The following is a 24,770-nucleotide window of genomic DNA, read 5'->3' as shown; positions in this document are numbered from 1 at the left end:
CTGTTTTCTCCCCTTTTAAAAACGGGAGAGCCCATGAACTGGACCCTCCTTTTGATCAATCGATAAATTCAAATTCAAATTCAAGCAGACGAATGATGTCTCCATCTTTTGCACCACGTTCACGCAGGGCATCATCAACGCCCATTCCGCGCAGCTGTCTAGAGAATCGTTTCACTGACTCGTCTCTTGAGAAATCTGTCATCTTAAACAGTCGCTCAAGTGCTTTACCAGTTAAGACAAACGTACCATCAGGATCTCTTGAGATCTCAAATGCTGCTTCTCCTTCATCAAACTTGTACATCACACGGTTATCAGAGAGCTCTTCTTCATTGTAGAGCGGGAATTCCGGTGTTGTTTCAAGCTGATTGGCGATTTCAAATAAGAGCTCACGAAGCCCTTCTCTTGTGATCGCACTAATTGGGAACACTTTATAGTCATCTGTTAATTTTTCTTTAAATGCCGCTAGATTGTCAGCTGCATCCGGCATGTCCATTTTGTTCGCTACAATGATTTGCGGACGCTCTGTCAATCTCATATTGTATTGCTCAAGCTCTTCGTTAATCGTCACGTAATCTTCGTATGGGTCACGCCCTTCAAGTCCAGACATATCAATGACATGGACAATGACACGTGTACGTTCAATGTGGCGTAAAAATTGATGACCTAAGCCAACACCTTCGTGCGCTCCTTCGATCAGTCCTGGCAGATCCGCCATGACAAAGCTTCGGTTATCGTCGGTTTCAACAACTCCGAGGTTTGGCACAAGCGTTGTAAAATGATAATCCGCAATTTTTGGTTTCGCAGAAGAGACAATCGAAAGCAGCGTTGACTTCCCGACACTTGGGAAACCAACAAGTCCAACATCTGCAAGTACTTTTAATTCTAAGATGACGTCACGTTCTTTACCTGGCTCACCGTTTTCAGACAGCTGTGGTGCAGGGTTTGCTGGTGTTGCGAAGCGTGAATTTCCACGTCCGCCACGTCCACCTTTGGCAATCACAGCCCGCTGTCCATGCTCTGTCAAGTCAGCTAGTACTTGTTCCGTCTCAGCATCTGTCACAACTGTACCCGGCGGAACTTTAACAATCATTTCTTCCGCATTTCGACCATGCTGGTTTTTACTCATTCCATGCTCACCGCGGTCCGCCTTGAAATGACGCTTATAACGAAAGTCCATTAACGTTCTGAGTCCTTCGTCTACTTCAAATACTACATCTGCACCATTTCCGCCGTCGCCGCCTGCTGGCCCGCCTTTTGGCACATATTTTTCACGACGGAACGCCACCATACCGTTTCCGCCGTCACCGCCTTTAACATACACTTTAACCTGATCTACAAACATAACTTCCTCCGTTTCTCTGCATCACATATCTCGTTCTTGCCTCAAACAAAGCTCAATCATGGACTCATGATTCGTCACATGAAATTGCGTTATACTCATACATGGATAGTTTGCGTCATGAAACGCATTTAACGCATCCAAACTTGTTAATTTTCCTTTGAAATCAAAATATAAGATCACATCATTCTCTTCATGATCCGTTTGGAAAGTGACCGTTAAATGATTTTCAGTTTTTTGGCAAACTGATTGATCGAATATCGAAAACAACTCCCGTGATACCGTTAGCAGCTGCGATTCATATGCTGATAAGTCTCGGGTTTCACCAAGCACTTCATATTCTAGGGTGATAAAATGCGACTCCCAATTAAAGGTTAGAAAGTAATAGGCCAATTGGGGAATTTTTAAATTTGAGAGTTTGGATTCATGCTGTGCTTCAATGACCATTTCTTCTATTATTTCAAACACTCGGTCATATTTTTCTAATGTCAAGTTGCCTTTGATTAACTGCAATTTATTCATCCAGTCGTGTCTTGAACGACTAAGCAGATGGATCAATTCATTCGTTAATGCAACGTGAGTTAATTTTTCGTTTTGTTTACTTGGTATCTCTTCCATTATCGCACTCCCAATCGTTTGGTCTCTCTTTTAGGAGTCTTATCATCAATATGTCTCCCTGAATTATAACAGAGAAGACAGCTTAGAAAAACACTAGTTATGTGAGGAAAGGTTGTTTTTTCTGATCGTATAGGAGAAAATGAGGCAAAGTCAGCAAACGTTCTTTGATATTTATGGAGTGCATCTTCTTTTATCATCTTCGGTACTGCTTGTAAAAGTGAAAAAAACTCCAGTCAATGACCGGAGTTTTTAGCAATTATTGTGCCGCAGGATATACGCTCACTTTTTTACGGTCACGACCGAAACGTTCGAATTTAACCGTTCCGTCGATTTTAGCGAAAAGAGTGTCGTCGCCTCCGCGTCCAACGTTTTCACCTGGATAGATTTTCGTTCCACGTTGACGATAAAGGATAGAACCACCAGTTACGAATTGACCATCAGCACGTTTAGCGCCTAAACGTTTAGACTCAGAGTCACGTCCGTTCTTTGTAGAACCTACCCCTTTTTTAGATGCGAAAAATTGAAGATCTAATCTAAGCATGAAGTTCACCTCCTATTTTTTTGTAGATTCTCACATAATCGTGATAATCTCGTTCAATTGTTTCTAAGGAAACGACCATGCCTTCTAAAAGCAACTGGGCTTTTTCAAAGGTGACTGGATCTGTATCAGCTGGCAGTTCAAAAGAGAAATACCCGCCTTCATCTCCAATATCAAGCAGTGGATCCATTCCTGTCAGTGCAATAATTGAATTGACTGACCCGAAAACAACAGCAGATACACCTGCACAAACGAGATCCTGACCTTTTTCAGCAAACTCGGCATGTCCAGTCATTTGAAAAGACGTAATGCTTTCATCTGCTGGCGACCGAGTAATGGTTGCTTTGATCATATCACTCACACGCCTTAAGCGTTGATTTTTTCGATAACAACTTTAGTGTAAGGTTGACGATGACCTTGTTTCTTGTGGTTGTTTTTCTTCGGTTTGTACTTGAACACAGTAATTTTCTTACCGCGACCTTGTTTTTCAACTTTAGCCGTTACTGTTGCTCCAGCAACTGAAGGGTTACCCACTTTGACAGTGTCTCCGCCGACAAACAATACGTTTTCGAAAGTAACTGTTTCACCTGCTTCAGCAGCTAGTTTTTCAACATAAACAGTTTGACCTTCTTCAACTTTTACTTGTTTACCACCAGTTTCGATAATTGCGTACATCTCTGCACCTCCTAATAAACTCAGACTCGCCGAATACAGGGGGCCAATAGGCACTTTACACCTGCTCCGCGCGGTTGTAGCACGGGTGCTACATATCCATAACATTAAAAAATATATCAAATTAGACGCTGAATGTCAATGTATTTTCACCATTAGTACGGTAAAAGAAGATCTTCCATGGAAGAGGTGGTTCTTCGATCTGAAAAATAAGCATGGAGCAATTCATTTTCATCGAGCTGGCTCATTTTCACACCATTCCGTTCGATAATAATGGGATGCTTACAGCCCCTTTGGAATCGCGCCATCACTTCATATATTTTCTCCTCAGCACCCGCTCTCAGTGGAATGAGTTTCTCTACCTTTTGCTCTTTTTTACCATAATAACGTTCTAGTAAAAAACGTACCCTGATATAATGCCGCTGCCGGTGTTCCATCACAAGCGAGTAGGCTAAAAAAGTGAGCAGGATCCAGCCGTTGAATTGCAGCGGAGCAAAACAGAGCAACCCTGCTGTCAAAAGACCGAAAAAAATGAGAGAGCCTTTTATTGCAAGGGCATGTGCCTGTTGAAAAGGGTAAAAAACAGATAAGAGCAAAAAGAATAATTTCCCGCCATCAAGTGGCCAAATGGGCAAAAGGTTCACTAGAAAAATCGCTACATTATAAAAAGTAAACATCGTAAAGACGTCATATGAGATAAGTGAGGCTTCCATGAGAAGCCAGGCGACGAGCTGGAGCGGGACATGCTGAAGCGGTCCGCATAAAATGACCGCCAGCTCTTCTTTTAGCGGACGGTTCCCGTGCTCTTCTACTTCTACCGCCCCGCCAAATGGCAGTAAAAAAATCCGCCGAATCCGCCAGTGATAATAACAAGCAGCCGCTGCATGTCCAAGCTCATGGACACAGACGATAATGAGCAGACAAAGCAGCGGCTTAATTTGACCTGATAGCATGGCAAATGCCATGACTATCCAAAGGAGCGGGTGAACATGGACCTTTGTCAGCATGAGCAGCCATCTATTCAAAGGTCATCACCTGAATGGGATCAATAAACTGTTCATTTTGCTTAATGGCAAAGTAATATGTCCCCTTGCCTTGTTCATCAAGCGCAATTTGACCAATTTTTTCCCCTTTATCGACAAAATCGTATAAAGCCACATCAGCTTCTTTTAGTTGGCCGTACCAGCTGTAGCTGTTATCTGCATGCTGCACCACGACGGTGAGCCCTGTATCACTTTTCTTTTTCACTTCTACGACATAGCCTTCTTTCATACTATCGATGGCTTCAGCAGATGTTTCAACTTTGACTCCGGCACCATTTTGCGTGAAGGATTCCTGTACTTTTCCAGAGGCAGGGACAGCCAGTTCTTGATTGGCTTGTACGTCCTTTTGCCCTTCTTTTCTATCGGTTAAAAAGGCAAGTGGGTTTCCGACAGTTTTCTCAAACCACCGGTTGGCGGCGGCAAATTGAAAATCTTGTTCAAAGGTTTGACTGATCATCGGCTTCAGCTGCTGAAAAGGCCCCGCCTGCCCTTTAAATGAAATAGCGGCAATCAGTACAAGAGAGGCAGAAAGTAAACATTTAAGCACAAACGTATTTGAATGAAATAACGGATGGCGAAATTTTTTCGTTTGGTGAGACGTTGACTCGTAGGAAGCCGAGCCAGAATGCTTTTCTTCTTCTGTTAACATGACCCATGGCGGAATATCATCTTTCTTCTTGAAAGCTGCCTTCTTAGGGGCAGCAGCTGGCTGCTTCATTTTGCGGCGCTGCGCTATTTTCTTTCGATACTCGTCCACTCTTTTCATAAGATCACCCTTTACATACAAACAGTTTGTACATTTTATGTGGCGACCTCATATGATATGCAACAAAAAGACCGATTCTCATCGAATCGGTCTCATCTCACGTGAATCATTATGCTCTTACACCGAAAAATGCTTTCAGCTTTGCAAACATCCCTTTGTTTTCTTCTTCAAAGGATTGAAGAGGAACAGATTCACCTAGTACGCGGCGAGCAATATTGCGATACGCAATGGAAACTTTATTTTTAGCATCCATGACAATCGGTTCACCATTGTTTGAAGCCTTAATGACATCATCATCATCGGCTACAATGCCGAGAAGATCAATTGATAAATGATGGACAACTTCATCCACATCCATCGAATCGCCATTTTTCGCCATGTGTGTACGAATGCGGTTCACAATCAAACGAGGCGGTTCAATATCCTCTTGTTCTAGCAAGCCGATAATTCGGTCTGCATCTCTCACAGCTGAAATTTCAGGTGTCGTGACCACAATCGCTTTGTCAGCACCTGATACAGCATTTTTAAAGCCTTGCTCAATTCCAGCAGGGCAATCAATGACAACATAATCAAAGTCTTGTTTCAATGATTGAATTAATTCTTTGATCTGCTCCGGCTCTACCGCCGTTTTATCGCTTGTTTGAGCAGCAGGTAAAAGATACAAAAGATCCTCGAACCGCTTATCCTTCACAAGCGCTTGGTGAATCTTGCATCTTCCTTCTACTACATCGACTAGATCATAAATAATGCGGTTTTCAAGCCCCATCACGACATCTAAATTCCGAAGGCCGATGTCGGTATCAACTAGACACACTTTTTTCCCTTGAATTGCTAGTGCTGTGCCTAAGTTTGCAGATGTTGTTGTTTTGCCAACGCCGCCTTTTCCTGAGGTAATCACAATAGCCTCGCCCAATTTCACATTCCTCCCTCAAGCCTTGTCAGATTAGGTCTTATATGAGCCAATTGCTGCAGGCGTTCAATGATCATATTGCCATCTATATCTAAATAAGCACATTCCATTTCATTTCCATCTTCTTTTTGATCCGGTGCACGGTTAAACACTTGTGCGATGCGAAGCTGGGTTGGAATCATATGAGATGCCGCAATCACAGCTTGTTTGTTTCCATTACATCCAGCATGCGCTACACCTTTTAATGCACCGAGCACAAAAATATTCCCCCCTGCACGAATGGTTCCGCCAGGGTTGACATCTCCTATTAATAAAAGATCCCCTTCGACATAAAGCACCTGTCCAGAGCGTACAATTTTTGCTACAGAAGTAATCTCAGCCTCTGCTTTTAAACGTCTCGCCTCTTCAGTTGACATGACGTCACTTTCAATAGAGTGAATGACGAGATGTTCATTTTCAGACACCGCTTCAGTTAAACGCGCCTCTTGATCCTCTGTTAAATATCGAAAACCAAGTTTAATATGCACATTGACTTTATGTCCTTCTCTTCCGTCTGTATATTGCTCAAGTAAAAGAACCTCTCGCAAGCCAGAAAGAAGGTCTTCAAACGAACAGTCATCATTTAACTGTAATGTTAATCCGTTTTTTGTACCTTTTATTGTCACATACTGCTGTTTTTGAGTTTTCAAGATGCTCACCTCAACAACATACTCATTTCGCCGTAATTGGACAAACTCCTGCTTTTATTCGTCGATCAGTCCTTGTTTCACATTGATGAAAAAGAGCCTAAGCGGCACAACAAGTATGAGAGACGCAGCAGTATTTAAAAGAATCGTTGGAATAAAGCGTTCGATGACATACGTATTAAAAGGCATAATACCTGGTTGAATCGTCGCTTGAACGCCGTACACATAAAACTCCATCACTGCAACAGCAATCATCGATAGAAAGACAACGACTAACATATTCGTTTGGAGGACTTTGAAGGCTTTTGCTAACAAATAGCAGAGCGCACCAAAGCCAAACATATGAACACCAAGTATACCTGTATACGAAATATCATATAAAAGTCCAAAGATAAATCCATAAATCACACCATATTTTTGATTCACAAAAGCTGTCATAAATACAAGTGCGAGTAAGATGAAATGAGGTGCTAAAATTTGATTGTCTGAAACAAATGGGAGCTTCACTAAATCGACAAAAATACTGTCAAATACGAAAATAAACAACATGACGAAAGCAAGAAGGACACGTTTCACGAGCCTTCCTCCTTCGTTAATTGAGATGCATCTGCCGTACTTGTGCTGCGATTCACAACAATCACGCGGTCTAAATTATTGAGTTCAGCAGCTGGTTCTACATAAATAATTTTTGTCAGTCCGTAATGGTCCGGCTCAATTTCGCTTACCTTCCCAATCGTCAAGCCCTGCGGGAATACGCCCCCTGCTCCAGATGTTTCAACAAGATCTCCTTTTTTGACATCCCCATCAGCATCGGATTTTAAAATGTTCATTGTCAGCATTTTTTTCTTGCTGTCATAACCGTTAATAATTCCATTGAGTTCTTCTTTGCCCTTTTTTGCAAAAATTTTCGTTGAAATTCTATTATTTTGATCTGTAGAGCTTAGCAACCTTACAGTCGACGTAAAATTGTTGAGCTTATCACTTTCAATTTTCCCAATTAACGCACCACTCTCATTGGTGACCGCCATATCTTTTTCAACGCCTTGTTTTTTCCCTTTATCAATCATGACAAAACTATCCCAAAGGGACGGGTTTCTCGCAATGACTGTTGAAAGAATGGGCGTGTAATCACGAATAGAGTTCACATATCCGAGCTGCTTGCGAAGCTTTTTGTTCTCATCTTCTAGTTCTTGAAGTTTCGCCTCATATTGGGTTTGTCCATCAAGTTTTTTTCGAAGACGCTCGTTTTCATCATATGTGTTCTTTAAATCTTGTACGTTCCCATAAATACCGGCAATAAATTGTGATGGTTTATGAAAGACACCTTGAAAAAAGCCTGTCGTATCCCCCACTAATTTTTCCGGCCATGAAGCACCTCTGCCGCTTTTCACTGAAAAACCAATCATGGCCACCAGTACGATGACACAGACAAGGAGCAACATTAATCTTTTATTCATAAAAAACTGCGGCATGTCTTACACCTCTTTATTTACGCCCAATTATCGATTATCTTTAGATTTTCCTTTGAACAAGTGAATATGTTCTAGTGCTTTCCCTGTTCCGATCGCCACACAGTCAAGCGGATCTTCAGCAATAATGACCGGCATTTTTGTTTCATCACTAATGACTTTGTCAAGATTACGTAGCAATGCACCGCCGCCTGTTAACACAATTCCACGGTCCATAATATCTGCTGCTAGCTCAGGTGGCGTTTTTTCAAGTGTCATTTTGACCGCATCGACAATTGTTTCCACCGTATCGCGAAGCGCTTTTGCAATTTCTTCTGCCGTAATAGAGATCGTTTTTGGCAGACCTGTTAAAAGGTCACGGCCGCGAATGTCCATCTCATCATGTACGTCAGGCTGCGCAGAACCGATTTCCATTTTAATTGCTTCTGACGTGCGATCACCAATCATAAGATTATACGTTTTACGAATGTAGCTGCTGATCGCATCATCCATCTCGTCTCCTGCAACACGGATCGATTGAGATGTCACAATACCGCCAAGTGAAATAATGGCTACTTCTGTTGTACCGCCGCCAATATCTACAACCATGCTTCCAGTTGGCTCCCATACAGGAAGGTTAGCACCGATTGCCGCAGCAAATGGCTCTTCAATAGGGTATGCGTCACGAGCACCAGCTTGTCTTGTTGCATCAATGACTGCACGCTCTTCTACTGCTGTAATACCAGATGGTACACACACCATCACGTACGGTTTACGAGCAAAAAGCCCTTTACCTTTTAATGCTTGATTAATGTAATATTTCATCATTGTTGCTGTCGTCTCGTAGTCTGCAATGACTCCGTCTTTCATTGGGCGCAGTGCCACAACATTACCAGGTGTACGACCGATCATGTTTCTAGCGTCATTTCCAACCGCCACTATAGACTTCGTATCAGTTTCCAAAGCTACGACCGAAGGTTCTCTCACAACAATGCCTTTTCCTTTAATAAAAACAAGCGTATTCGCTGTTCCAAGATCTATTCCAAGGTCTTTTGTACCAATTCCAAACATATGTATGTATCTTCCTTTCTTAAACCAAAATTCCCTTTAGGGAAAAACTCATAAACTCTATTATATCGTAAAACATTGAAAAAAAAAGTGTTACAAATACCCTTTTTCCTTCAAACTCACAAATTTTTGATCACCGATCACTAGATGATCAAGCAGCTGTATTCCAATCAGCTTCCCACATTCAAAAAGTCGCTGTGTGACTTCAATATCTTCCCTGCTGGGCGTCGGATCTCCAGATGGATGGTTGTGCACACATATAAATGAAGCGGCCGAACGTTTAAAGGCCTCTTTAAAAATTTCGCGCGGGTGAACAATCGACGAATTTAGACTTCCGATAAACACAGTATGTTTATGAAGAACTTGATTTTTGGTATTGAGATAAAGACAAACGAAATTCTCCTGCGTCAAAAATCTCATATCTTCCATCACAAAATTCGCACCATCCTCCGGCGTGCGGATCACATAACGATTGTCCGTCGTTTGATGGTGTAATCTAGTGCCGAGTTCTAAAGCAGCTAAAAGAGAGATCGCCTTCGCTTTTCCAACTCCTCGAATCTTTGACAATTCTTCAATCGAAGCTTCCTTCACAGAACGAAGACCACCAAATGTTTGTAAAAGTCTTGCGGACACTTGAAGAACTGATTCCTTTTTTGTGCCTGTTCTCAAAAGAATCGCGACAAGTTCATGGTTTGATAAGCTGCTTGGGCCATATTTGACAAATCGTTCGCGCGGCTTTTCATCATGAGGAAAATGCTTCAGCAGCATAGGGAAATGATTCAAGATCTACACTCCTTTTTTGATTCCTTCCCGTCATCAAAAAGGGGTGATACCAAATGTTTCAAGCACTCTGACTGTTTTAGCAATAGGGAGTCCTACAACGGAAAAATAATCACCGTCTATTTTTTGTACAAACAGGGCACCTTTTCCTTGAATGCCGTAGCTTCCAGCTTTATCAAGAGGCTCACCGGTTTCAATATAGCGGTCTATTTCATCTTGTGTAAGCGGCCAAAATGTCACGTCTGTCTGTTCATAAAATGTTTCTTTTCTATTCTCTGATTGAATCGTGACACCAGTCAAGACTTGATGTGTCTTACCTGACAATAATTGAAGCATTGAGGCTGCATCTTCCTTGTCTTTTGGCTTTCCAAGACATTTGCCATCAATTGCAACAATTGTATCTGCACCAATGATCACAGCTTTGGGATGTATTTTTTGAATATCATTTGCTTTTTGTTCTGCCAACCATTGGACGTTCTCAGCAGGAGAAAGGTTTCGATTTATTTCTTCTTTTAAATCACTTGCTTGAATGTCATAAGAAAACCCTGCTAAATCAAGCAATTCTTTTCTTCTAGGTGATTGAGATGCGAGTATTAACTGGTTCATGTTTGTTCATCCTTTCAGGGTTTAGCCTAAGAGGTAAGATACCCATTCATCCTATCAAATGAATATCTTACCGACAATTGACGAAAATGCAATTTTCATGTTCCTCCATCATTATGTTGGAAGCAAAAGAAAAAAACTAGTCATTTTTTGACTAGTTTGGCTGTTAAAAACATGATTTTACGTATTTAGTTGATCTAATAGCGCTTGCTGAGATTTCCAGCCATTTTCAGCAGATGGGTCATTTAAAAGCTGTACAGCTTTCAGCAAACTGCTTTTAGCTGGTGCATCGGTTGTTTTGGCATTTTCGAGTTCAGAAATCAGCTGAGTGACTTCTTTTTGATCCACATCATCTCCTGCAATCATCTTAGAGGATAAGACAGATGCCTTCTCTATTAAACCTGTCAGCTCATCCGGCACTTGAAACGAGAGCTCTTTTCCTCCCCATGCTTCAAAGTGCTGATCGATCAATTTTTTCCCAACGGCACTTGTCATCCCTTGTTCTGTGGCAAGTCCGGCAATCACATAATATCCATCATCCATTGATACCTTTTTACCTGCATATCCTGCCTCTTTTAAACTGTCCACTAAGTCATCTGCTCCTTTTTCAGAAGAAAACTTTCCAGCCTGCACCACAAAGGTTGAAAAATGACCTGATGCACTTTTTTCACCTTCATTGTCCTTTGACGTATCTGCAAGATCAGCCGGTGGCGCATCTCCCCCAGCTTTCGCCGAAGGTCCGCTTCCAGATGCTGAGACGCTGATATGATCGCCTCCTGATGGATTGGCAGACCCATCTTTACTTAAACTTAATGCAAATACACCGAGGCCTGTCCCTAGAACGACTGCAAACACAATCGTAGTCATCACTCGTTTGAAGGGACCGCGATTTTTACTGAACTTCTGGTCAAAAGAACCTTTTTTCTTTTGATAAGGTGTGACGACCTTTGGATCCGAATGGTAAATGTGATCAGCTGCATCGTCCCATTGAAAATCTTCTTCTTTCGGTTTGGACGGTTCCTCCTCGGAAGCGGCTGTCTCCTGTTCCGACTGCCTCTTTTCCTCCCAGTTCGAAAACGTCACTTGATCCTCTTGCTGTTTTTGAGGTTGATGCTCTTCTCCATGCAGCATTTCTTCCTTGCCATTAATATTGACCTTTAACCCTTGTTTTTTTGCCTGCCTTTTTTTCACTGTCATTCCCCGCTTTCTGACATTGTTTGTAAGAAAGACCTTTCTGTCCAATGAAATAGCGCGAATGTAACCCGTCCTTCTTTCTGTTTCACACTTTAACATAGCCAATAAAAAAAAGAACAAGACTTTTGTCGGCAGGTTCAAAAAGTGTTCGCCAATTTTCTCATCCAAAAAAATCGCGAATTGGGTTTAACAGATCACCACAAAAAAGATAAAGCCAGAAAGAACAAGCGATGGCAGGAACAAAAGGAAAGGGTTCATTTGCCTTGTAAGAAAACACCTTTGCGTAAACCATTCCCGTGACAGACGAAAGAAAAAGAATGATCAGAAACGGCTTAAATCCGAAGCAAAATGCAAGCACACCAAATAGTTTGACATCCGCTCCCCCCATACTATTTGGCTTGAAATGTTCTAAACTATAAAACAAAAGAAGACAAATAAGAAGGGATGCCGCTCCTTCCCGCCAAATAAAAAGCGGTTCTTGCGTGCGGTATATGACGAAAAGAGGAAAAAAGAAGAGAAAGAGCTCGTTTGGTACTCTCATATAAAAAAGATCGCTCACGACAGCAATCACGAATAAACTACATAGACTCACAAGAAAAAAGCCCTCAAAAGAGAAACCAGCATGTCTATAAACGAGTAAAAAAAGGCCGCCTGTCAACAGCTCAACCAGTGGATAAAGCAAAGAGAGCCGGGTTCCACAATGCTTACATGACCCTTTCAATACAACATAAGAAACAAGCGGGAGCATGTCGTGAAAAGAAAGCGGCTCTTTACAAGCTCCGCAGTGTGAACGAGGAAAAAGAATAGACCGCTTCATTGGAAGCCTCTCACCAACTAGGTGAAGAAATGACCCCATGACCATGCCTGTGAAAAACATAAAAAAATCGATCAAATTAGGTGACTCCTTCCGGAAATAGAATAGACCGGATTGTACCATAGCGATTCACCCTTGATCACCTTGCGAAAAAGTGAATTTCCCCCTCTCCTACATATCAAAAGAAAAAAGACGCACACTGCATAGAAGCAATTTGCGTCTTTTCCTTACTGTAAAATACGACTTCGTACATCTGAGATAAAATAAAGCGAACCTGTCACCAGAATCATTGCTGCAGGGTCAGCGCTTTTTTTCTGAATAAAGTCAAGCACTGTACGAGGGTCTTCATCAAACGATTTTGCTTTTAAATGGCTGCAAGCATAAAGCTTTTCCGCTGATTCAGCTCTTGGAAAGTCAAAGGAAACAAAATGAATCGATGAACTAATCCTTTCAAGCTTTTCGATCATTTGTTTGTAAGGTTTATCTTTTAACGCACTAAAACATACATGAACCTGTTTACTAGAAAAATGAGCTTGTACAGTTTCGATTAAACGGTCCATTCCTTCTTCGTTATGAGCACCATCTAAATAAACAAGAGGCTCATCTTGGATCTTTTCAAATCTTCCAGCCCACACCGCTTGCCGAATTCCTTCATACACTTGCTCATCTAGCACATGGATATATCCTTCTTGCTCCAGCCATTCGATCATTAGAACGGCAAGGGAGGCGTTCTGCATTTGATGCGTTCCGATTAACCCTGTCTCTAGCTGCGAGTACTCCCTTTTTGGGGTAGTGAATGTGAAACGTTCACCTGTTTCTGTCGGCTGCTGGTCCTTAAAGGTACAAGTATCATATAACGAGATAAACGGCGCATTCTTTTCTTCGGCTTTGTGTTGAATCACAGTAAGAGCATCCGCTTGATGAACGGCCGTGATCATCGGAATCCCAGTTTTAATAATGCCAGCTTTTTCTGCTGCAATCTGATCAAGTGTGTCGCCTAAAATGGCCATATGATCGTGACCAATCGACGTAATTGCTGTTAAGATGGGCGCTGCCACATTTGTAGAATCAAGTCTTCCGCCAAGCCCTGTTTCCAAGAGGACAAAGTCTACTTGGTGCACATGGGCAAAATAAGCAAACGCACATGCTGTAATGATCTCAAACTCTGTTGCTGCACCAAGCTCTGTATCATCTAATTCATCAACTAAAGGCTTGATTTCGTTCACCAAACTCAGCCACTCTTCGTCCAAAATCGGCTCCCCATTAACACTAATTCGTTCATTGAACGTTAAAATAAATGGTGAGGTGAAGGTTCCAACTGAATAGCCCGCTGACTGTAAAATGGATCGAGTAAATGCAATCGTTGATCCTTTTCCATTTGTTCCAGCTACATGCACCGCTTTTATTTTTTGTTCAGGATGGTCTAGTCTGTCCATCAGCCATTTCATTCGTTCAAGTCCCGGTTTGACACCGAAAGCGAGTCTGCTATGAATCCATTCAATGGCTTCATGATAGGTTGTAAACAATGTCATCTCTCATTTCATACGAAATTTTCAAAAAAGACGACTCCAATTCATTAGGAGCCGTCTTTTCACTCTTATGCTTTCAGCTCTTCAATACGCTTTTGAACAGCCTCGCGTTTTGCGACATAATCACGTTCTTTCGCACGCTCTTCTTCTACGACACTTTCAGGCGCTTTTTTCATAAAGCCTTCATTGCCAAGTTTTTTCTGTACGCGTTCAACTTCTTTTGTCAGTTTATCAAGCTCTTTTTGCAGACGGGCAATTTCCTCGTCTAAATTGATTAAACCTTCAAGCGGCAGAATGAGTTCTGCTCCAGAAATAACTGCTGTCATCGCTTTATCACTAGCTGGGACATCTGTGCCAATTTCAAGCACACTTGGATTCGTGAAGCGTTCAATATATGAACGGTTCTTCTCTAAACGTTCCTGTACATCAGATGTGGATGCTTTGATATATAGCTCGACTTGTTTGCTCATTGGTGTGTTGACTTCACTGCGAATGTTACGAACAGAACGAATCAGTTCAACAAGCAGCTTCATATCAGCAGAAGCTTGTTCGTTGGAAAGCTCCGGCTTCACTTCAGGCCATGCCGCTACAGTAATGGACTCACCTTCATGAGGTAGATGTTGCCAGATTTCTTCTGTTAAGAACGGCATAAACGGATGTAGAAGTCTCATCGTTTGATCTAATACATACGCAAGGATCGAACGAGTCGTTTTCTTCGCTGCTTCATCTTCTCCATAAAGCGGAAGTTTCGCCATTTCAATGTACCAATCACAGAAATCATCCCAAATGAAGTTGTATAAATGTCTGCCCACTTCACCAAATTCATACTTATCAGCAAGCTGTGTGACACTTTCAATCGTTTCATTTAAGCGTGTTAAAATCCATTGATCAGCAACTGATTTTTCTCCTGTTAAATCAAGCTCATCGTACGTTAAACCATCCATATTCATGAGAGCAAAACGGGATGCGTTCCAAATTTTGTTCGCAAAGTTCCAAGTGGATTCAACCTTTTCAAAGCTAAAACGTAAATCTTGACCCGGAGAGCTTCCAGTCGCTAAGAAATATCTCAATGAATCCGCTCCGTACTTGTCGATGACCTCCATTGGATCAATTCCGTTGCCAAGTGACTTACTCATTTTACGCCCTTGTTCATCGCGAATAAGACCGTGAATGAGGACATCTTTAAATGGTTTTTCTCCTGTGAATTCAAGACCTTGGAAGATCATACGGGATACCCAGAAGAAGATGATGTCATAGCCTGTAACAAGCAGGTTTGTTGGATAGTAGCGCTTGAAGTCTTCACTATCTGCATCCGGCCAGCCCATTGTAGAGAAAGGCCAAAGCGCTGAACTAAACCATGTATCAAGCACATCGTTATCCTGTTCCCAGTTCTCTATATCTTCTGGCGCTTCTAGTCCAACGTATACCTCTTTCGTTTCTTTATGGTACCAAGCTGGAATGCGGTGTCCCCACCATAGCTGACGAGAAATACACCAGTCACGGATATTTTCCATCCAGTGTAAATACGTCTTTTCAAATCGGTCTGGAACAAATTGAACTTGCTCATCACCTTTTTGCAGATTGATGGCTTCATCTGCAAGCGGCTGCATTTTCACAAACCATTGTGTTGATAAATATGGCTCCACTACAGCGCCACTGCGCTCACTGTGACCAACTGAATGCATGTGGTCCTCAATTTTGAACAAAATGCCTTCTTCTTGAAGATCTTTCACAAGCTGTTTACGACATTCGAAGCGGTCCATTCCTTTGTATTGAAGTGCGTTTCCATTCATTGTGCCATCTTCATTCATCACAAGAATGCGCTCTAGGTTATGACGGTTTCCAAGCTCGAAGTCATTCGGGTCATGAGCCGGCGTAATTTTTACAGCTCCTGATCCAAATTCCATATCGACATAGTCATCCCCGACGATTGGAATCTCTCGGCCTGTAATTGGTAAAACAACTGTTTTCCCAATCAAATGCTGATAGCGTTCATCTTCAGGATGTACAGCGACTGCCGTATCTCCCAGCATCGTTTCAGGTCTTGTTGTCGCAATTTCAATCGAACCGGATCCATCTGCAAGCGGATATCTCAAGTGATAAAACGCACCTTGCACATCTTTGTAGATGACTTCAATATCAGAAAGGGCCGTTTTTGTTGCTGGGTCCCAGTTAATGATGTATTCTCCGCGATAGATCAATCCTTTTTCATACAATTGAACAAACACTTGGCGGACTGCTTTATTCAAGCCTTCATCTAATGTAAAACGCTCACGCGAATAGTCTAGACCTAGACCCATTTTCGCCCACTGGCTGCGAATAAAATCGGCATACTCTTCTTTCCACTTCCACGTTTCTTCTACAAATTTTTCACGTCCGAGATCATAGCGGCTCACGCCTTCTTCGCGAAGCTTCGCCTCTACCTTTGCTTGTGTTGCAATACCCGCATGGTCCATTCCTGGTAGCCATAAAACATCATAGCCCTGCATCCGTTTCATACGAGTCACGATGTCTTGAAGGGTTGAATCCCAAGCATGCCCTAAGTGTAATTTTCCTGTCACGTTTGGTGGAGGAATGACGACTGTATATGGATCTTTCGTTTTGTCATTTTGTGCTTCGAAGAATTTCCCTTCAAGCCAGTACGTATAGCGGTCTTTTTCAATCGCATTTGGATCGTACTTTGTTGGCATTTCTTGATTATTTGTTTCCATTTGTGTTACCTCCACATTTTTTCGGCTGATGAAACATAAAAAAAGCCTTCTCATCCTTATAAAAGGACGAAAAAGCTTTTTCGCGGTACCACCTTTTTTCACGAAACACTTAGACGTGTCCCGTACTCTCTAAAGGATAACGGGGATCTCCCGAATTTCTCTACTACATGTTTCAAGAAATTAAGCTCACAGGCGACCTTCCAAACAAGTGCATCCTAGAAAACCTTTCAGCTATTGGTTTCCCTCTCTTTAGGGTCTTGCTCGTACTCTTCCTGATCCACGCTTACGATATATCACGTTCATCAGCTTATACTCATCTTTTATTAATATTACTAAATGCCTTTTGTTTTCGTCAATCATCTTTTCCGCTTTTCTTCTTCTTTATACAAATTGGGCAGGCACCCTTTGCCTCTTTGCCCATATGATAATAACAAAATAAAGAAGGAGGGCGTTTTATTTTGAAAAAGATCAATCCTTACACACTCCCCCCATGGCTTAGACAAATTCGGGCAGTTGCCTCCCAAGTCGTTCTCCCGATTGCCATATTTCAAGGCTTTCGCACGATCATTTTTCCCACAACATTTGACGTCCTCATCTTAGGAATTCTTATATTTCTCGCCTGTGCCTTTCACCTTGATTGGTTTTAAGAGAGCTGAAAGCTGCAGGCTCACTCTTATGTATAGGTCCCTCGCTAGACATTTCATAGCGCAACAGCAAACAACCTCGTCACTCTTCTGATGACGAGGCATTTTGTTCTTCTTCAAGGCGTCTAGCCTGCTCAATTTCGTGTATTTTCATGACGGTCGGCTCAGAATTTTTCATTTGCCAATACGCCCTTAACAGCTCCTGACAACTTTCCATCTCATCCTGTCCGCCTGCTTCATAGGCTTTCACCGTATCAAACAAACCCTGCGGATAAGCGAGGTAGCTCAAGAACAAATGAATCTCTTCCTCACGAAGTTTATTTCCCTTTTGATACGTATAAAACAAGGATGTGCATTCAGGACAAGGAGTAGGGTAGGTTTTGAATGTACGATAGTAAAAGGTCAAAAGGTCATAAATGGGGGCAGCCTTTTTGGACCGCTCAAAATTGGTGAAATGTCCTGTACCTACATCATTGTACAAAAAGTGATGGATCGACAATTGCCCATGGTTTAACACAATACGTGTCGTCTCTTGGTCTTTCATTTCCTCATGCCAATCCTCTAAACGTTCAAGTGCAAATTCACTTGCAGACATCGCTTCTGAAAAATACATAGCAGCAGCCAGCTCAAATGGCGACATATACCATGTTTGTTCTGCCCGCTCGATAAATCGTTCATACATGTCTTTCTCTGTTTCCCATTTGCTTTTCATTTGGGTGTAGTGAGCTTCTATTTCCTGCTCAGTAATGTCCATCATGACTTCTGTTCGTTTATGAAGTCTTGCAATCTCTTGAAATAAATATTCATGTTTATCGTCCTGCTCTTCTCTCTTTTCATTCGTCAGCCACGGCATAAGGTAATACGTGTACTGGCTTTCTCGTTGATTTGAGAAAAAGGAACCGCTCTTCGTGCGATAAATCGGCACAAAGGAGCGATAGCCTTTTGATTCTAGTTCAAGCATTTGCTCTGTAAATTGCATTTGTCGATGGGGTTTTACTCGCTTTAGTGCAAATACGCCCTGCTTTGTATACACTCTAACGACAGCTGGACTGACAGGTTCGATATATTCAGCCTCAAGCCCATATTCGTATAGGACAGATTGGATTTCATCCACGTTCTCTCACCACATTTTCTCGGTCCATCATCTCATACTATGTTTTGATATTCAGGAATATAAAGAATCTGCCCTTCTTCAAGCTCTGCATCCACCGACAATGAATTCGTTCGAAGGAGCTGCTGCACATTCAACTGATATCGCTCACAAATACGATCGACCGTATCTTCTTGCTGAACTATACATATTTTCATGCGAGAAAAATCTTCCTCCTCCTGCTTAGCGAACAGCTTCGTTAAATAAAGAGAATTCTCACTGCCAGACGCTTCTCTCTGGTCATGTTCAAACTCCTCAGCTTCTTGAGCTGATTCATACACCTTTGGTGCTTCACGTTCATATAATCGTTCGAACTGATAGCTGTCATCCCGCTCTTCCTGCGTCTGTTCCATCTGATAAGCAGGTGATTCAAAGGCTGGATAAGCTGGCGGCTCTTCTTCTTCCTTGCTCTCTGCTTCAGGGTCTTTCCTCACTTCCACCTCAAAGAACGTATCATCCCGCTCCTCTTCTTCTAACAGTTTAGGCGGGTCAAAGAATGGCGGCTCTTGTACTTGAGCTTCTGGGAAGGAACGATACCCAAGCGTCACGGCTTCTTCTTCCTCATATTCCTCCTCTTCTTCTGCTTCTTCCACCATCACCGTCTCGATGTCTATTTCATCCTCTTCTTGTTCAGTTCGCGCTTCATGTTGCAAAACGGCCTGCTGTTCTGCATTTTCTTCATGCTCTTCACGTGGCAGCATTTCTTGCTCTTCATACTCAGACTGCGCCTGATATTCATAAGTGACATCGCCATATTCCTCTTCAGCACGATGGACAAATTCATATGGCTCTTCTACAAGCGGTTCAGGCGTTCCTTCATCTAACAGACCTTCAATGGCCAAATCAGCCTGAATCGTGAGCAAACGGCTTTCTGTCAGCTGGTAATCAAATGCATCAATAAACACAAATACATCATTTAAATGACTAATTTTGTTCTTGGGGATCGTGATATCCACCGGAAATTGATGCAGCAGCTCAGCCGTTCCGTCCTCTCTTACCTTCACCTCATCAGCCTGCCTGTATGATGCATAGGAACTGGATTCACCCATTAGCTCCTCTTGATTTATGTTGTATTCTCCTGTTAGCTCGAGTGAACCTCTAATGGAAACATAATCATTCACTTCTTGAACGAGAATGTCAGGATCGAGAGAAATTGACAGCAACTCACTGACTTCCTGTCCGTTTTTGAAATAAATGGACTCTTCTACCGAAAACTGTAATCGATTGTTTTGAGACAAGTCGGTGTCCTCCTTTCATCTAATCCTTCAAAATAAAATTAGATGTCAATACAGGTGTATGAAAGAGGCGGTGAAAATATGATTGGTTTTATGCAAAGCAAAAAGCCGATATGTCTCCATATCGGCTTTTGGTTACTGAGCTAATTTTTGAAATACCTTTTCAACTGTCTCAATCGTATACTCGATGTCTTCATCCGTATGAGCAGTTGATAGGAACAGCCCTTCGAATTGTGAAGGTGGAAGGAAGATGCCGTGATCAGCCATTTCCTTGTAGAATTCAGCGAATAAAGCGAGGTCAGCTGTTTTCGCTGTATCGTAATTGACGACTTGTTCGTTTGTAAAGAAGAATCCAATCATGGAACCTGCACGGTTAAATGTTAATGGAATCCCATGTGCTTTCGCCGCTTTTGAAATACCTTCTTCCAAACGATCTCCTTTGCGTCTAAACTCTTCATAAGACTCAGGTGTCAGCTGTTTTAATGTTTCAAGACCTGCTGTCATCGCAAGCGGGTTACCGGATAACGTTCCTGCTTGATAAATCGGACCGCTTGGCGCAATTTGTCTCATAATGTCCGCTCTACCGCCATAAGCACCAACTGGCAGACCGCCTCCGATGACTTTACCAAGACATGTCAGATCAGGCGTAATGCCAAAATAGCCTTGGGCACAATGATAATCCACACGGAAGCCTGTCATGACCTCATCAAAAATGAGTAAAGAGCCATATTGCTCAGTGATGTCTCTCAATCCTTGCAAGAAACCTTCTTGCGGAGGGACAACCCCCATATTTCCTGCAACTGGTTCTACAATGACACCTGCAATGTCGTCTCCAAATTCTTCAAAAGCGACTTTGATGCTTTCTAAATCATTGTACGGAACGGTGATCGTATTGCTTGCTGTACCTTCAGGGACACCAGGGCTATCCGGAAGTCCAAGCGTTGCCACACCCGAACCAGCTTTAATAAGCAAAGAATCACCGTGGCCATGATAACAGCCTTCAAATTTCACAATTTTGTTTCTGCCTGTAAAACCACGTGCTAGACGAAGCGCACTCATCGTCGCCTCTGTTCCAGAGCTGACCATACGAATGACCTCAATAGAAGGAACTCGTTCTGATACAAGCTTAGCTAATTCATTTTCAACTAAAGTAGAAGCACCGAAGCTTGTACCATGTTCAGCTACTCGCTGAATGCTTTCAACCACACGGTCATTCGTATGCCCTAAAATAAGCGGTCCCCACGATAAGACATAATCAATATATTCATTTCCGTCAATATCGTATATTTTTGCGCCTTTTCCTCGCTCCATAAAAATCGGGTCTGTATTGACTGATTTAAATGCGCGCACAGGGCTGTTCACACCACCCGGCATTAACTGCTGCGCTTCTTTAAATGCTTGCTTTGACTTTTCATAGCTACGTCCCATTTCAATGTCCTCCTGTCTATCCGTTCTTTATTCTGAGAGCCATTTTGCTGCATCTTTTGCATGATACGTAATGATTAATTCTGCGCCTGCACGTTTCATGCTAGTCAGCATTTCAAGAACAAGCTCTTTTTCAGAAATCCAGCCATTTTGAGCTGCTGCTTTCACCATTGCATACTCTCCGCTCACATTGTACGCAACAACAGGAAGTGTAAATTCATTTTTCACATCACGCATGATATCTAAGTATGAAAGTGACGGCTTCACGATCAGGAAGTCAGCGCCTTCTTCTACATCAGACTGCGCTTCTCTCAGTGCTTCTAAGCGGTTTGCAGGGTCCATTTGATACGTTTTACGATCTCCAAACTGCGGTGTGCTATGCGCCGCATCACGAAACGGACCGTAAAAAGCACTTGCATATTTAACAGCATATGACATCACAGGCACATGAACAAAGCCGGCCTCATCAAGCGCCTCACGTATTGCGATAACAAAGCCATCCATCATGTTTGATGGAGCAATGATATCTGCACCTGCACGAGCCTGACTGACAGCGGTTTTCGCTAAGAGCTGAAGAGATTCATCATTTAAAATTTCTCCATCTTCAACGATTCCGCAATGTCCGTGATCTGTATATTGGCATAAGCAAGTATCAGCAATAACCACAAGCTCAGGGAAATGCTTTTTGATTTCAAGCGTTGCTCTTTGAACAATCCCATGATCGTGATAAGCTTCACTGCCTACATGGTCTTTATGGTCTGGTACCCCAAAAACAATGATAGATTTAATCCCAAGGTCAACAAGCTCTTGGACTTCTTCTTTCACAAGATCAACTGAAATGTGATAGACACCCGGCATTGAAGGGACTTCTTTCCGGACATTCTCTCCCTCTACAAAAAAGATGGGATAAATGAAATCAGAGGATCTTAAAAATGTTTCTCTCACCAATTCTCTCATTCCTGCGCTTGTACGCAATCTGCGGTGTCTGTTAAATTTCATCATTGGTTCAACTTCCTTTCAGATAAACGGCACATCAAATCAAGCATCCCGTCTATCGTATAAGTATCTGGGGTTTCAGAAGAAATCCCGTATTGAAGCAGCGCCTCTTGTGTAAGAGGACCGATGCTCACAAAACATGTGTCTGATGCAGCTAATCTATCGATATCAGCCTCCATGGCGTGCATAAAAGAATGAACAGTGGAGGAGCTTGTAAATGTAATAAAATCAAATGATTGCTCCATCATTGCCGACTTGAGTGCGATAATTCCGTCCTCATCCTTCACTGTTTCATATATAATCCACTCTTTTACGTCAATACCAAGCGGAACGAGGGTATTCTTCACCACATCTCGTGACAGGTGGCCTTTTGCTACAAAGACACATTCTTCGGGGTGTACATGTTCAATTAAAGCATCTGCCAGTTCTTCTGCTATAAAACGTTCTGGAACCACATCCACTTTTAGGCCGTGCTGCATCAGGTAGGCAGATGTTTTTTCACCTACAGCCGCCACTTTCAAGTGGGATAAGCTTTGATGTAATTGATGCTTCTCTATATAACTGAGAAAAAAAGACGCACCATTTACACTCGTAAACACAAGCCAATGGCTTGCTTCTAAGTCTTCTAAAAATGCCTTCGCTTTTTCTTTTGTCAGCGTTGGCTCAAACCTGATAAGAGAGGTTAAAACAGCATGGCCGTTCAGCGCTTCAATTTTCTGCTGAAACGCACCCGCTTGACGTTCATTTCGAGTGACAAGCACCGTCTGTCCGTAAAGCGATTTGGCTATCGTCATTGGGAAGACAGATCCTTTTTCACCTTGTCGATCAAATCCTTTGCTCCCTTATCAGCCATCTGCTTCGCACATGCTGTTCCGATTGTCTCAGGGTCAGTACCTGTTACGGTTTCTCGAATAATCGTATGCCCATCCGCAGATGCCACAAGACCTGTCAATTCAATTTCATCACGCTCATTCATCGTTGCGTAACCAGCGATCGGCACTTGACAGCTTCCATCCATTTGCTTAAGGAAGGCTCTTTCAGCAAGGACCGTTTTCTTTGTATACTCATTTGTGAATTGAGCTAACAGCTGCAAGAGCTCTTCGTCATCTCCGCGGCATTCTATCGACAATGCGCCCTGCCCCACAGCAGGAAGGCAAGTATCAGGAGATAAAAATTCCGACACGACTTCTTGACTCCAACCCATTCTAGACAATCCGGCAGCCGCTAGAATAATCGCATCATATTCTTCATTTTTCAGTTTTTCGAGTCTCGTATCAATGTTTCCACGGATCCATTTAATCTCAAGATCTGGTCTCTCCTGAAGAAGCTGAGCACTGCGCCGTAAGCTGCTCGTTCCCACAATCGCTCCCTTTGGTAGTTCATGAAGACGGAGATGATCCTTTGAAATCAATGCATCCCGCACATCTTCACGCTCAGGAATACAGCCGATGACTAAACCTTCTGGAAGAGAAGCCGGCATATCTTTCATGCTGTGTACTGCCATATCGATATCATGGTTCAGCATTGCTTGTTCAATCTCTTTAACAAACAGACCTTTTCCGCCAACCTTTGATAAGGTCACATCTAAAATTTGATCACCCTTTGTCACAATCTCTTTAATTTCAAAAGAATAAGAAGGGTTTAGTTCAGACAACTTTTGAATGACCCATTTTGTTTGTGTAATCGCAAGTTTGCTTCGTCTAGAACCTACTTTAATTGTACGCATTACGTCTTCCTCCCGACAATGCCCTTAAGACTCATCATTATTGAAACCAATGAAAGGTTGATAAGCTACCAAGCAGAAAATAATTGATCATCAGCACAAGAAATGAAGCGACATTCCATCGCGCCACGATTTTGCCCTGCATATTTCTCACCAGTCTAATGTATAAGTAAAAGCCGTATAAAAACAGCATAATAAACGAACCGAGCACCTTTGCATCTGTCCAGTACAACGTATCATACGAGATATATGCCCATATAATGCCAAGAATTAAACTAAGCAAGAGCATCGGCACGCCAATAATATTTAAGACATACGCCATGTGATCAAGCTTTGATAAGTCTTCAATTCTCAAAAGCCATTTTCCCCACTTTTTCTTTTTCAGCAAACGATATTGAAATAGATAGAGGAGTGAAAAAGCAAATGAAAGTGAAAAAGCGCCGTATGATAAAATGGCCATCGTAATATGAATGACGAGCAGCTCACTCGTCAGCTTTCCCGTCAGTTCGGCAGAATGAAGATCGGATGGTGTAAAGGTGTGAATCGCCATCATGGAAAAACCAATCACATTTGTAAAAAACACAATAAATTCAACACGTAATACTTTTGTCAAAACAAGTGACAATGTCACAAGCACCCACGTATAAAAATATAACCCCTCTGCTACATTCAACACAGGGAATCGGTCTGTTTCCATCATAATATAAAACATGTAGACTGTTTGCAGCAGCCAGACAATAGAAAGCAACCAGAAAGCCATTTTTCCAGCCTTCCGGTTGTGTTGAAGAAAATCTATGAAATAGAACAAGACACTGAGTGCATAGATCAAGATCGTCGCTTCACCTAGTCTCGCTACAATGGATTCCATCATCGCCTAA

Annotated in this window: 25 protein-coding genes, 1 pseudogene and 2 other annotated features; of the genes and pseudogenes, 1 reads left to right on the top strand and 25 read right to left on the bottom strand. The window is 42.3% G+C overall.

Annotated elements, in window-relative coordinates; translation table 11 throughout:
• Positions 1 to 55: 55 nt before the first annotated feature.
• The 18 genes from obgE to FBF75_RS11540 form a co-directional block, all read right to left on the bottom strand.
• Entirely contained in the window at positions 56 to 1,342 is a 1,287-nt protein-coding gene (gene obgE, locus FBF75_RS11625) for a GTPase ObgE (protein ID WP_007501521.1), read from the bottom strand.
• Between the two features lie 21 nt (positions 1,343 to 1,363).
• The gene (locus tag FBF75_RS11620; protein WP_007501522.1) at positions 1,364 to 1,957 is read right to left on the bottom strand and encodes a sporulation initiation phosphotransferase B; all 594 of its coding nucleotides are present in this window, start codon (positions 1,955 to 1,957) and stop codon (positions 1,364 to 1,366) included.
• 256 nt (positions 1,958 to 2,213) lie between these two features.
• Positions 2,214 to 2,498: a 50S ribosomal protein L27 gene (gene rpmA / locus FBF75_RS11615; RefSeq protein ID WP_003216586.1), complete on the bottom strand. Its 285-nt coding sequence runs from the start codon at positions 2,496 to 2,498 to the stop codon at positions 2,214 to 2,216.
• The gene (locus FBF75_RS11610; RefSeq protein ID WP_136944764.1) at positions 2,491 to 2,847 is read right to left on the bottom strand and encodes a ribosomal-processing cysteine protease Prp; all 357 of its coding nucleotides are present in this window, start codon (positions 2,845 to 2,847) and stop codon (positions 2,491 to 2,493) included. The genes rpmA and FBF75_RS11610 overlap by 8 nt, the downstream gene beginning before the upstream one ends.
• Before the next feature lie 14 nt (positions 2,848 to 2,861).
• Positions 2,862 to 3,170 (bottom strand): 50S ribosomal protein L21, encoded by a 309-nt coding sequence (gene rplU / locus FBF75_RS11605; protein ID WP_003216781.1) that lies wholly within the window; start codon positions 3,168 to 3,170, stop codon positions 2,862 to 2,864.
• A gap of 12 nt (positions 3,171 to 3,182) precedes the next feature.
• Positions 3,183 to 3,256: a sequence feature (ribosomal protein L21 leader region), on the bottom strand.
• A gap of 66 nt (positions 3,257 to 3,322) precedes the next feature.
• Positions 3,323 to 4,192: a M50 family metallopeptidase gene (locus FBF75_RS11600; RefSeq protein WP_041506793.1), complete on the bottom strand. Its 870-nt coding sequence runs from the start codon at positions 4,190 to 4,192 to the stop codon at positions 3,323 to 3,325.
• Entirely contained in the window at positions 4,185 to 4,976 is a 792-nt protein-coding gene (locus tag FBF75_RS11595) for a M23 family metallopeptidase (protein WP_050827517.1), read from the bottom strand. Before FBF75_RS11595 ends, FBF75_RS11600 begins: the two co-directional genes overlap by 8 nt.
• Positions 4,977 to 5,085: 109 nt before the next feature.
• The gene (gene minD / locus FBF75_RS11590; protein WP_017358134.1) at positions 5,086 to 5,889 is read right to left on the bottom strand and encodes a septum site-determining protein MinD; all 804 of its coding nucleotides are present in this window, start codon (positions 5,887 to 5,889) and stop codon (positions 5,086 to 5,088) included.
• 2 nt (positions 5,890 to 5,891) lie between these two features.
• Positions 5,892 to 6,575 carry a septum site-determining protein MinC gene (gene minC, locus FBF75_RS11585; RefSeq protein WP_007501533.1) on the bottom strand — a complete coding sequence of 228 codons (684 nt, stop codon included), beginning with the start codon at positions 6,573 to 6,575 and terminating at the stop codon, positions 5,892 to 5,894.
• A 54-nt stretch (positions 6,576 to 6,629) separates the two neighbouring features.
• Positions 6,630 to 7,148 carry a rod shape-determining protein MreD gene (gene mreD, locus FBF75_RS11580; protein ID WP_008342803.1) on the bottom strand — a complete coding sequence of 173 codons (519 nt, stop codon included), beginning with the start codon at positions 7,146 to 7,148 and terminating at the stop codon, positions 6,630 to 6,632.
• A complete protein-coding gene (mreC, locus tag FBF75_RS11575) occupies positions 7,145 to 8,044 on the bottom strand; it encodes a rod shape-determining protein MreC (RefSeq protein WP_007501536.1) in 900 nt (299 codons plus the stop codon). The genes mreD and mreC overlap by 4 nt, the downstream gene beginning before the upstream one ends.
• A gap of 27 nt (positions 8,045 to 8,071) precedes the next feature.
• Positions 8,072 to 9,091 (bottom strand): rod shape-determining protein, encoded by a 1,020-nt coding sequence (locus FBF75_RS11570; protein WP_007501538.1) that lies wholly within the window; start codon positions 9,089 to 9,091, stop codon positions 8,072 to 8,074.
• A gap of 90 nt (positions 9,092 to 9,181) precedes the next feature.
• Positions 9,182 to 9,856, bottom strand: a complete 675-nt coding sequence (gene radC, locus FBF75_RS11565) for a RadC family protein (protein ID WP_026050121.1) — start codon at positions 9,854 to 9,856, stop codon at positions 9,182 to 9,184.
• Between the two features lie 48 nt (positions 9,857 to 9,904).
• Positions 9,905 to 10,474, bottom strand: a complete 570-nt coding sequence (locus FBF75_RS11560; protein ID WP_007501543.1) for a Maf family protein — start codon at positions 10,472 to 10,474, stop codon at positions 9,905 to 9,907.
• A gap of 177 nt (positions 10,475 to 10,651) precedes the next feature.
• A complete protein-coding gene (locus tag FBF75_RS11555) occupies positions 10,652 to 11,668 on the bottom strand; it encodes an SPOR domain-containing protein (protein WP_076822503.1) in 1,017 nt (338 codons plus the stop codon).
• A gap of 157 nt (positions 11,669 to 11,825) precedes the next feature.
• Positions 11,826 to 12,557 carry a prepilin peptidase gene (locus FBF75_RS11550; RefSeq protein ID WP_108611470.1) on the bottom strand — a complete coding sequence of 244 codons (732 nt, stop codon included), beginning with the start codon at positions 12,555 to 12,557 and terminating at the stop codon, positions 11,826 to 11,828.
• Between the two features lie 149 nt (positions 12,558 to 12,706).
• Entirely contained in the window at positions 12,707 to 14,011 is a 1,305-nt protein-coding gene (locus tag FBF75_RS11545) for a bifunctional folylpolyglutamate synthase/dihydrofolate synthase (RefSeq protein ID WP_136944763.1), read from the bottom strand.
• A gap of 65 nt (positions 14,012 to 14,076) precedes the next feature.
• Positions 14,077 to 16,719 (bottom strand): valine--tRNA ligase, encoded by a 2,643-nt coding sequence (locus tag FBF75_RS11540; protein ID WP_025207725.1) that lies wholly within the window; start codon positions 16,717 to 16,719, stop codon positions 14,077 to 14,079.
• Between the two features lie 59 nt (positions 16,720 to 16,778).
• Positions 16,779 to 17,008, bottom strand: a binding site (T-box leader).
• A gap of 169 nt (positions 17,009 to 17,177) precedes the next feature.
• Between FBF75_RS11540 and FBF75_RS11535 the strand changes: the two genes are divergently transcribed.
• The gene (locus tag FBF75_RS11535; RefSeq protein ID WP_003216497.1) at positions 17,178 to 17,366 is read left to right on the top strand and encodes a hypothetical protein; all 189 of its coding nucleotides are present in this window, start codon (positions 17,178 to 17,180) and stop codon (positions 17,364 to 17,366) included.
• Between the two features lie 79 nt (positions 17,367 to 17,445).
• Here FBF75_RS11535 and ysxE read toward each other — a convergent pair whose 3' ends face one another.
• The 7 genes and pseudogenes from ysxE to FBF75_RS11500 form a co-directional block, all read right to left on the bottom strand.
• Positions 17,446 to 18,477, bottom strand: a complete 1,032-nt coding sequence (ysxE, locus tag FBF75_RS11530) for a spore coat protein YsxE (RefSeq protein WP_056705873.1) — start codon at positions 18,475 to 18,477, stop codon at positions 17,446 to 17,448.
• A 794-nt stretch (positions 18,478 to 19,271) separates the two neighbouring features.
• Positions 19,272 to 19,751, bottom strand: a pseudogene (locus FBF75_RS20045) (LysM peptidoglycan-binding domain-containing protein); the annotation flags it as partial.
• Between the two features lie 132 nt (positions 19,752 to 19,883).
• On the bottom strand, positions 19,884 to 21,176 hold the full coding sequence (gene hemL, locus FBF75_RS11520) for a glutamate-1-semialdehyde 2,1-aminomutase (protein WP_008342821.1): 1,293 nt from the start codon (positions 21,174 to 21,176) through the stop codon (positions 19,884 to 19,886).
• 27 nt (positions 21,177 to 21,203) lie between these two features.
• Positions 21,204 to 22,175 carry a porphobilinogen synthase gene (hemB, locus tag FBF75_RS11515; protein ID WP_052320728.1) on the bottom strand — a complete coding sequence of 324 codons (972 nt, stop codon included), beginning with the start codon at positions 22,173 to 22,175 and terminating at the stop codon, positions 21,204 to 21,206.
• Complete coding sequence (locus FBF75_RS11510) at positions 22,172 to 22,963, bottom strand: uroporphyrinogen-III synthase (protein WP_008342826.1); 792 nt, start codon at positions 22,961 to 22,963, stop codon at positions 22,172 to 22,174. Before FBF75_RS11510 ends, hemB begins: the two co-directional genes overlap by 4 nt.
• Complete coding sequence (gene hemC / locus FBF75_RS11505; protein ID WP_136944761.1) at positions 22,960 to 23,895, bottom strand: hydroxymethylbilane synthase; 936 nt, start codon at positions 23,893 to 23,895, stop codon at positions 22,960 to 22,962. Before hemC ends, FBF75_RS11510 begins: the two co-directional genes overlap by 4 nt.
• Before the next feature lie 37 nt (positions 23,896 to 23,932).
• Positions 23,933 to 24,763 (bottom strand): cytochrome c biogenesis protein, encoded by an 831-nt coding sequence (locus FBF75_RS11500; RefSeq protein ID WP_008342830.1) that lies wholly within the window; start codon positions 24,761 to 24,763, stop codon positions 23,933 to 23,935.
• Between the last annotated feature and the right edge of the window lie 7 nt (positions 24,764 to 24,770).

The organism is Bacillus sp. S2(2019) (assembly GCF_005144805.1).
GTDB lineage: Bacteria > Bacillota > Bacilli > Bacillales > Bacillaceae > Bacillus > Bacillus altitudinis.
Note: the sequence above shows the minus strand (reverse complement) of the source record. Positions and strands in the feature narration are given on the sequence as shown.

Bases quoted from the DNA above. Each gene is read 5' to 3' on its own strand.
- obgE (WP_007501521.1), bottom strand. From the start codon at position 1,342: ATGTTTGTAGATCAGGTTAAAGTGTATGTTAAAGGCGGTGACGGCGGA.
- FBF75_RS11620 (WP_007501522.1), bottom strand. From the start codon at position 1,957: ATGGAAGAGATACCAAGTAAACAAAACGAAAAATTAACTCACGTTGCA.
- rpmA (WP_003216586.1), bottom strand. From the start codon at position 2,498: ATGCTTAGATTAGATCTTCAATTTTTCGCATCTAAAAAAGGGGTAGGT.
- FBF75_RS11610 (WP_136944764.1), bottom strand. From the start codon at position 2,847: ATGATCAAAGCAACCATTACTCGGTCGCCAGCAGATGAAAGCATTACG.
- rplU (WP_003216781.1), bottom strand. From the start codon at position 3,170: ATGTACGCAATTATCGAAACTGGTGGTAAACAAGTAAAAGTTGAAGAA.
- FBF75_RS11595 (WP_050827517.1), bottom strand. From the start codon at position 4,976: ATGAAAAGAGTGGACGAGTATCGAAAGAAAATAGCGCAGCGCCGCAAA.
- mreC (WP_007501536.1), bottom strand. From the start codon at position 8,044: ATGCCGCAGTTTTTTATGAATAAAAGATTAATGTTGCTCCTTGTCTGT.
- FBF75_RS11570 (WP_007501538.1), bottom strand. From the start codon at position 9,091: ATGTTTGGAATTGGTACAAAAGACCTTGGAATAGATCTTGGAACAGCG.
- radC (WP_026050121.1), bottom strand. From the start codon at position 9,856: ATGCTGCTGAAGCATTTTCCTCATGATGAAAAGCCGCGCGAACGATTT.
- FBF75_RS11560 (WP_007501543.1), bottom strand. From the start codon at position 10,474: ATGAACCAGTTAATACTCGCATCTCAATCACCTAGAAGAAAAGAATTG.
- FBF75_RS11555 (WP_076822503.1), bottom strand. From the start codon at position 11,668: ATGACAGTGAAAAAAAGGCAGGCAAAAAAACAAGGGTTAAAGGTCAAT.
- FBF75_RS11545 (WP_136944763.1), bottom strand. From the start codon at position 14,011: ATGACATTGTTTACAACCTATCATGAAGCCATTGAATGGATTCATAGC.
- FBF75_RS11540 (WP_025207725.1), bottom strand. From the start codon at position 16,719: ATGGAAACAAATAATCAAGAAATGCCAACAAAGTACGATCCAAATGCG.
- hemL (WP_008342821.1), bottom strand. From the start codon at position 21,176: ATGGGACGTAGCTATGAAAAGTCAAAGCAAGCATTTAAAGAAGCGCAG.
- hemB (WP_052320728.1), bottom strand. From the start codon at position 22,175: ATGATGAAATTTAACAGACACCGCAGATTGCGTACAAGCGCAGGAATG.
- FBF75_RS11510 (WP_008342826.1), bottom strand. From the start codon at position 22,963: ATGACGATAGCCAAATCGCTTTACGGACAGACGGTGCTTGTCACTCGA.
- hemC (WP_136944761.1), bottom strand. From the start codon at position 23,895: ATGCGTACAATTAAAGTAGGTTCTAGACGAAGCAAACTTGCGATTACA.
- FBF75_RS11500 (WP_008342830.1), bottom strand. From the start codon at position 24,763: ATGATGGAATCCATTGTAGCGAGACTAGGTGAAGCGACGATCTTGATC.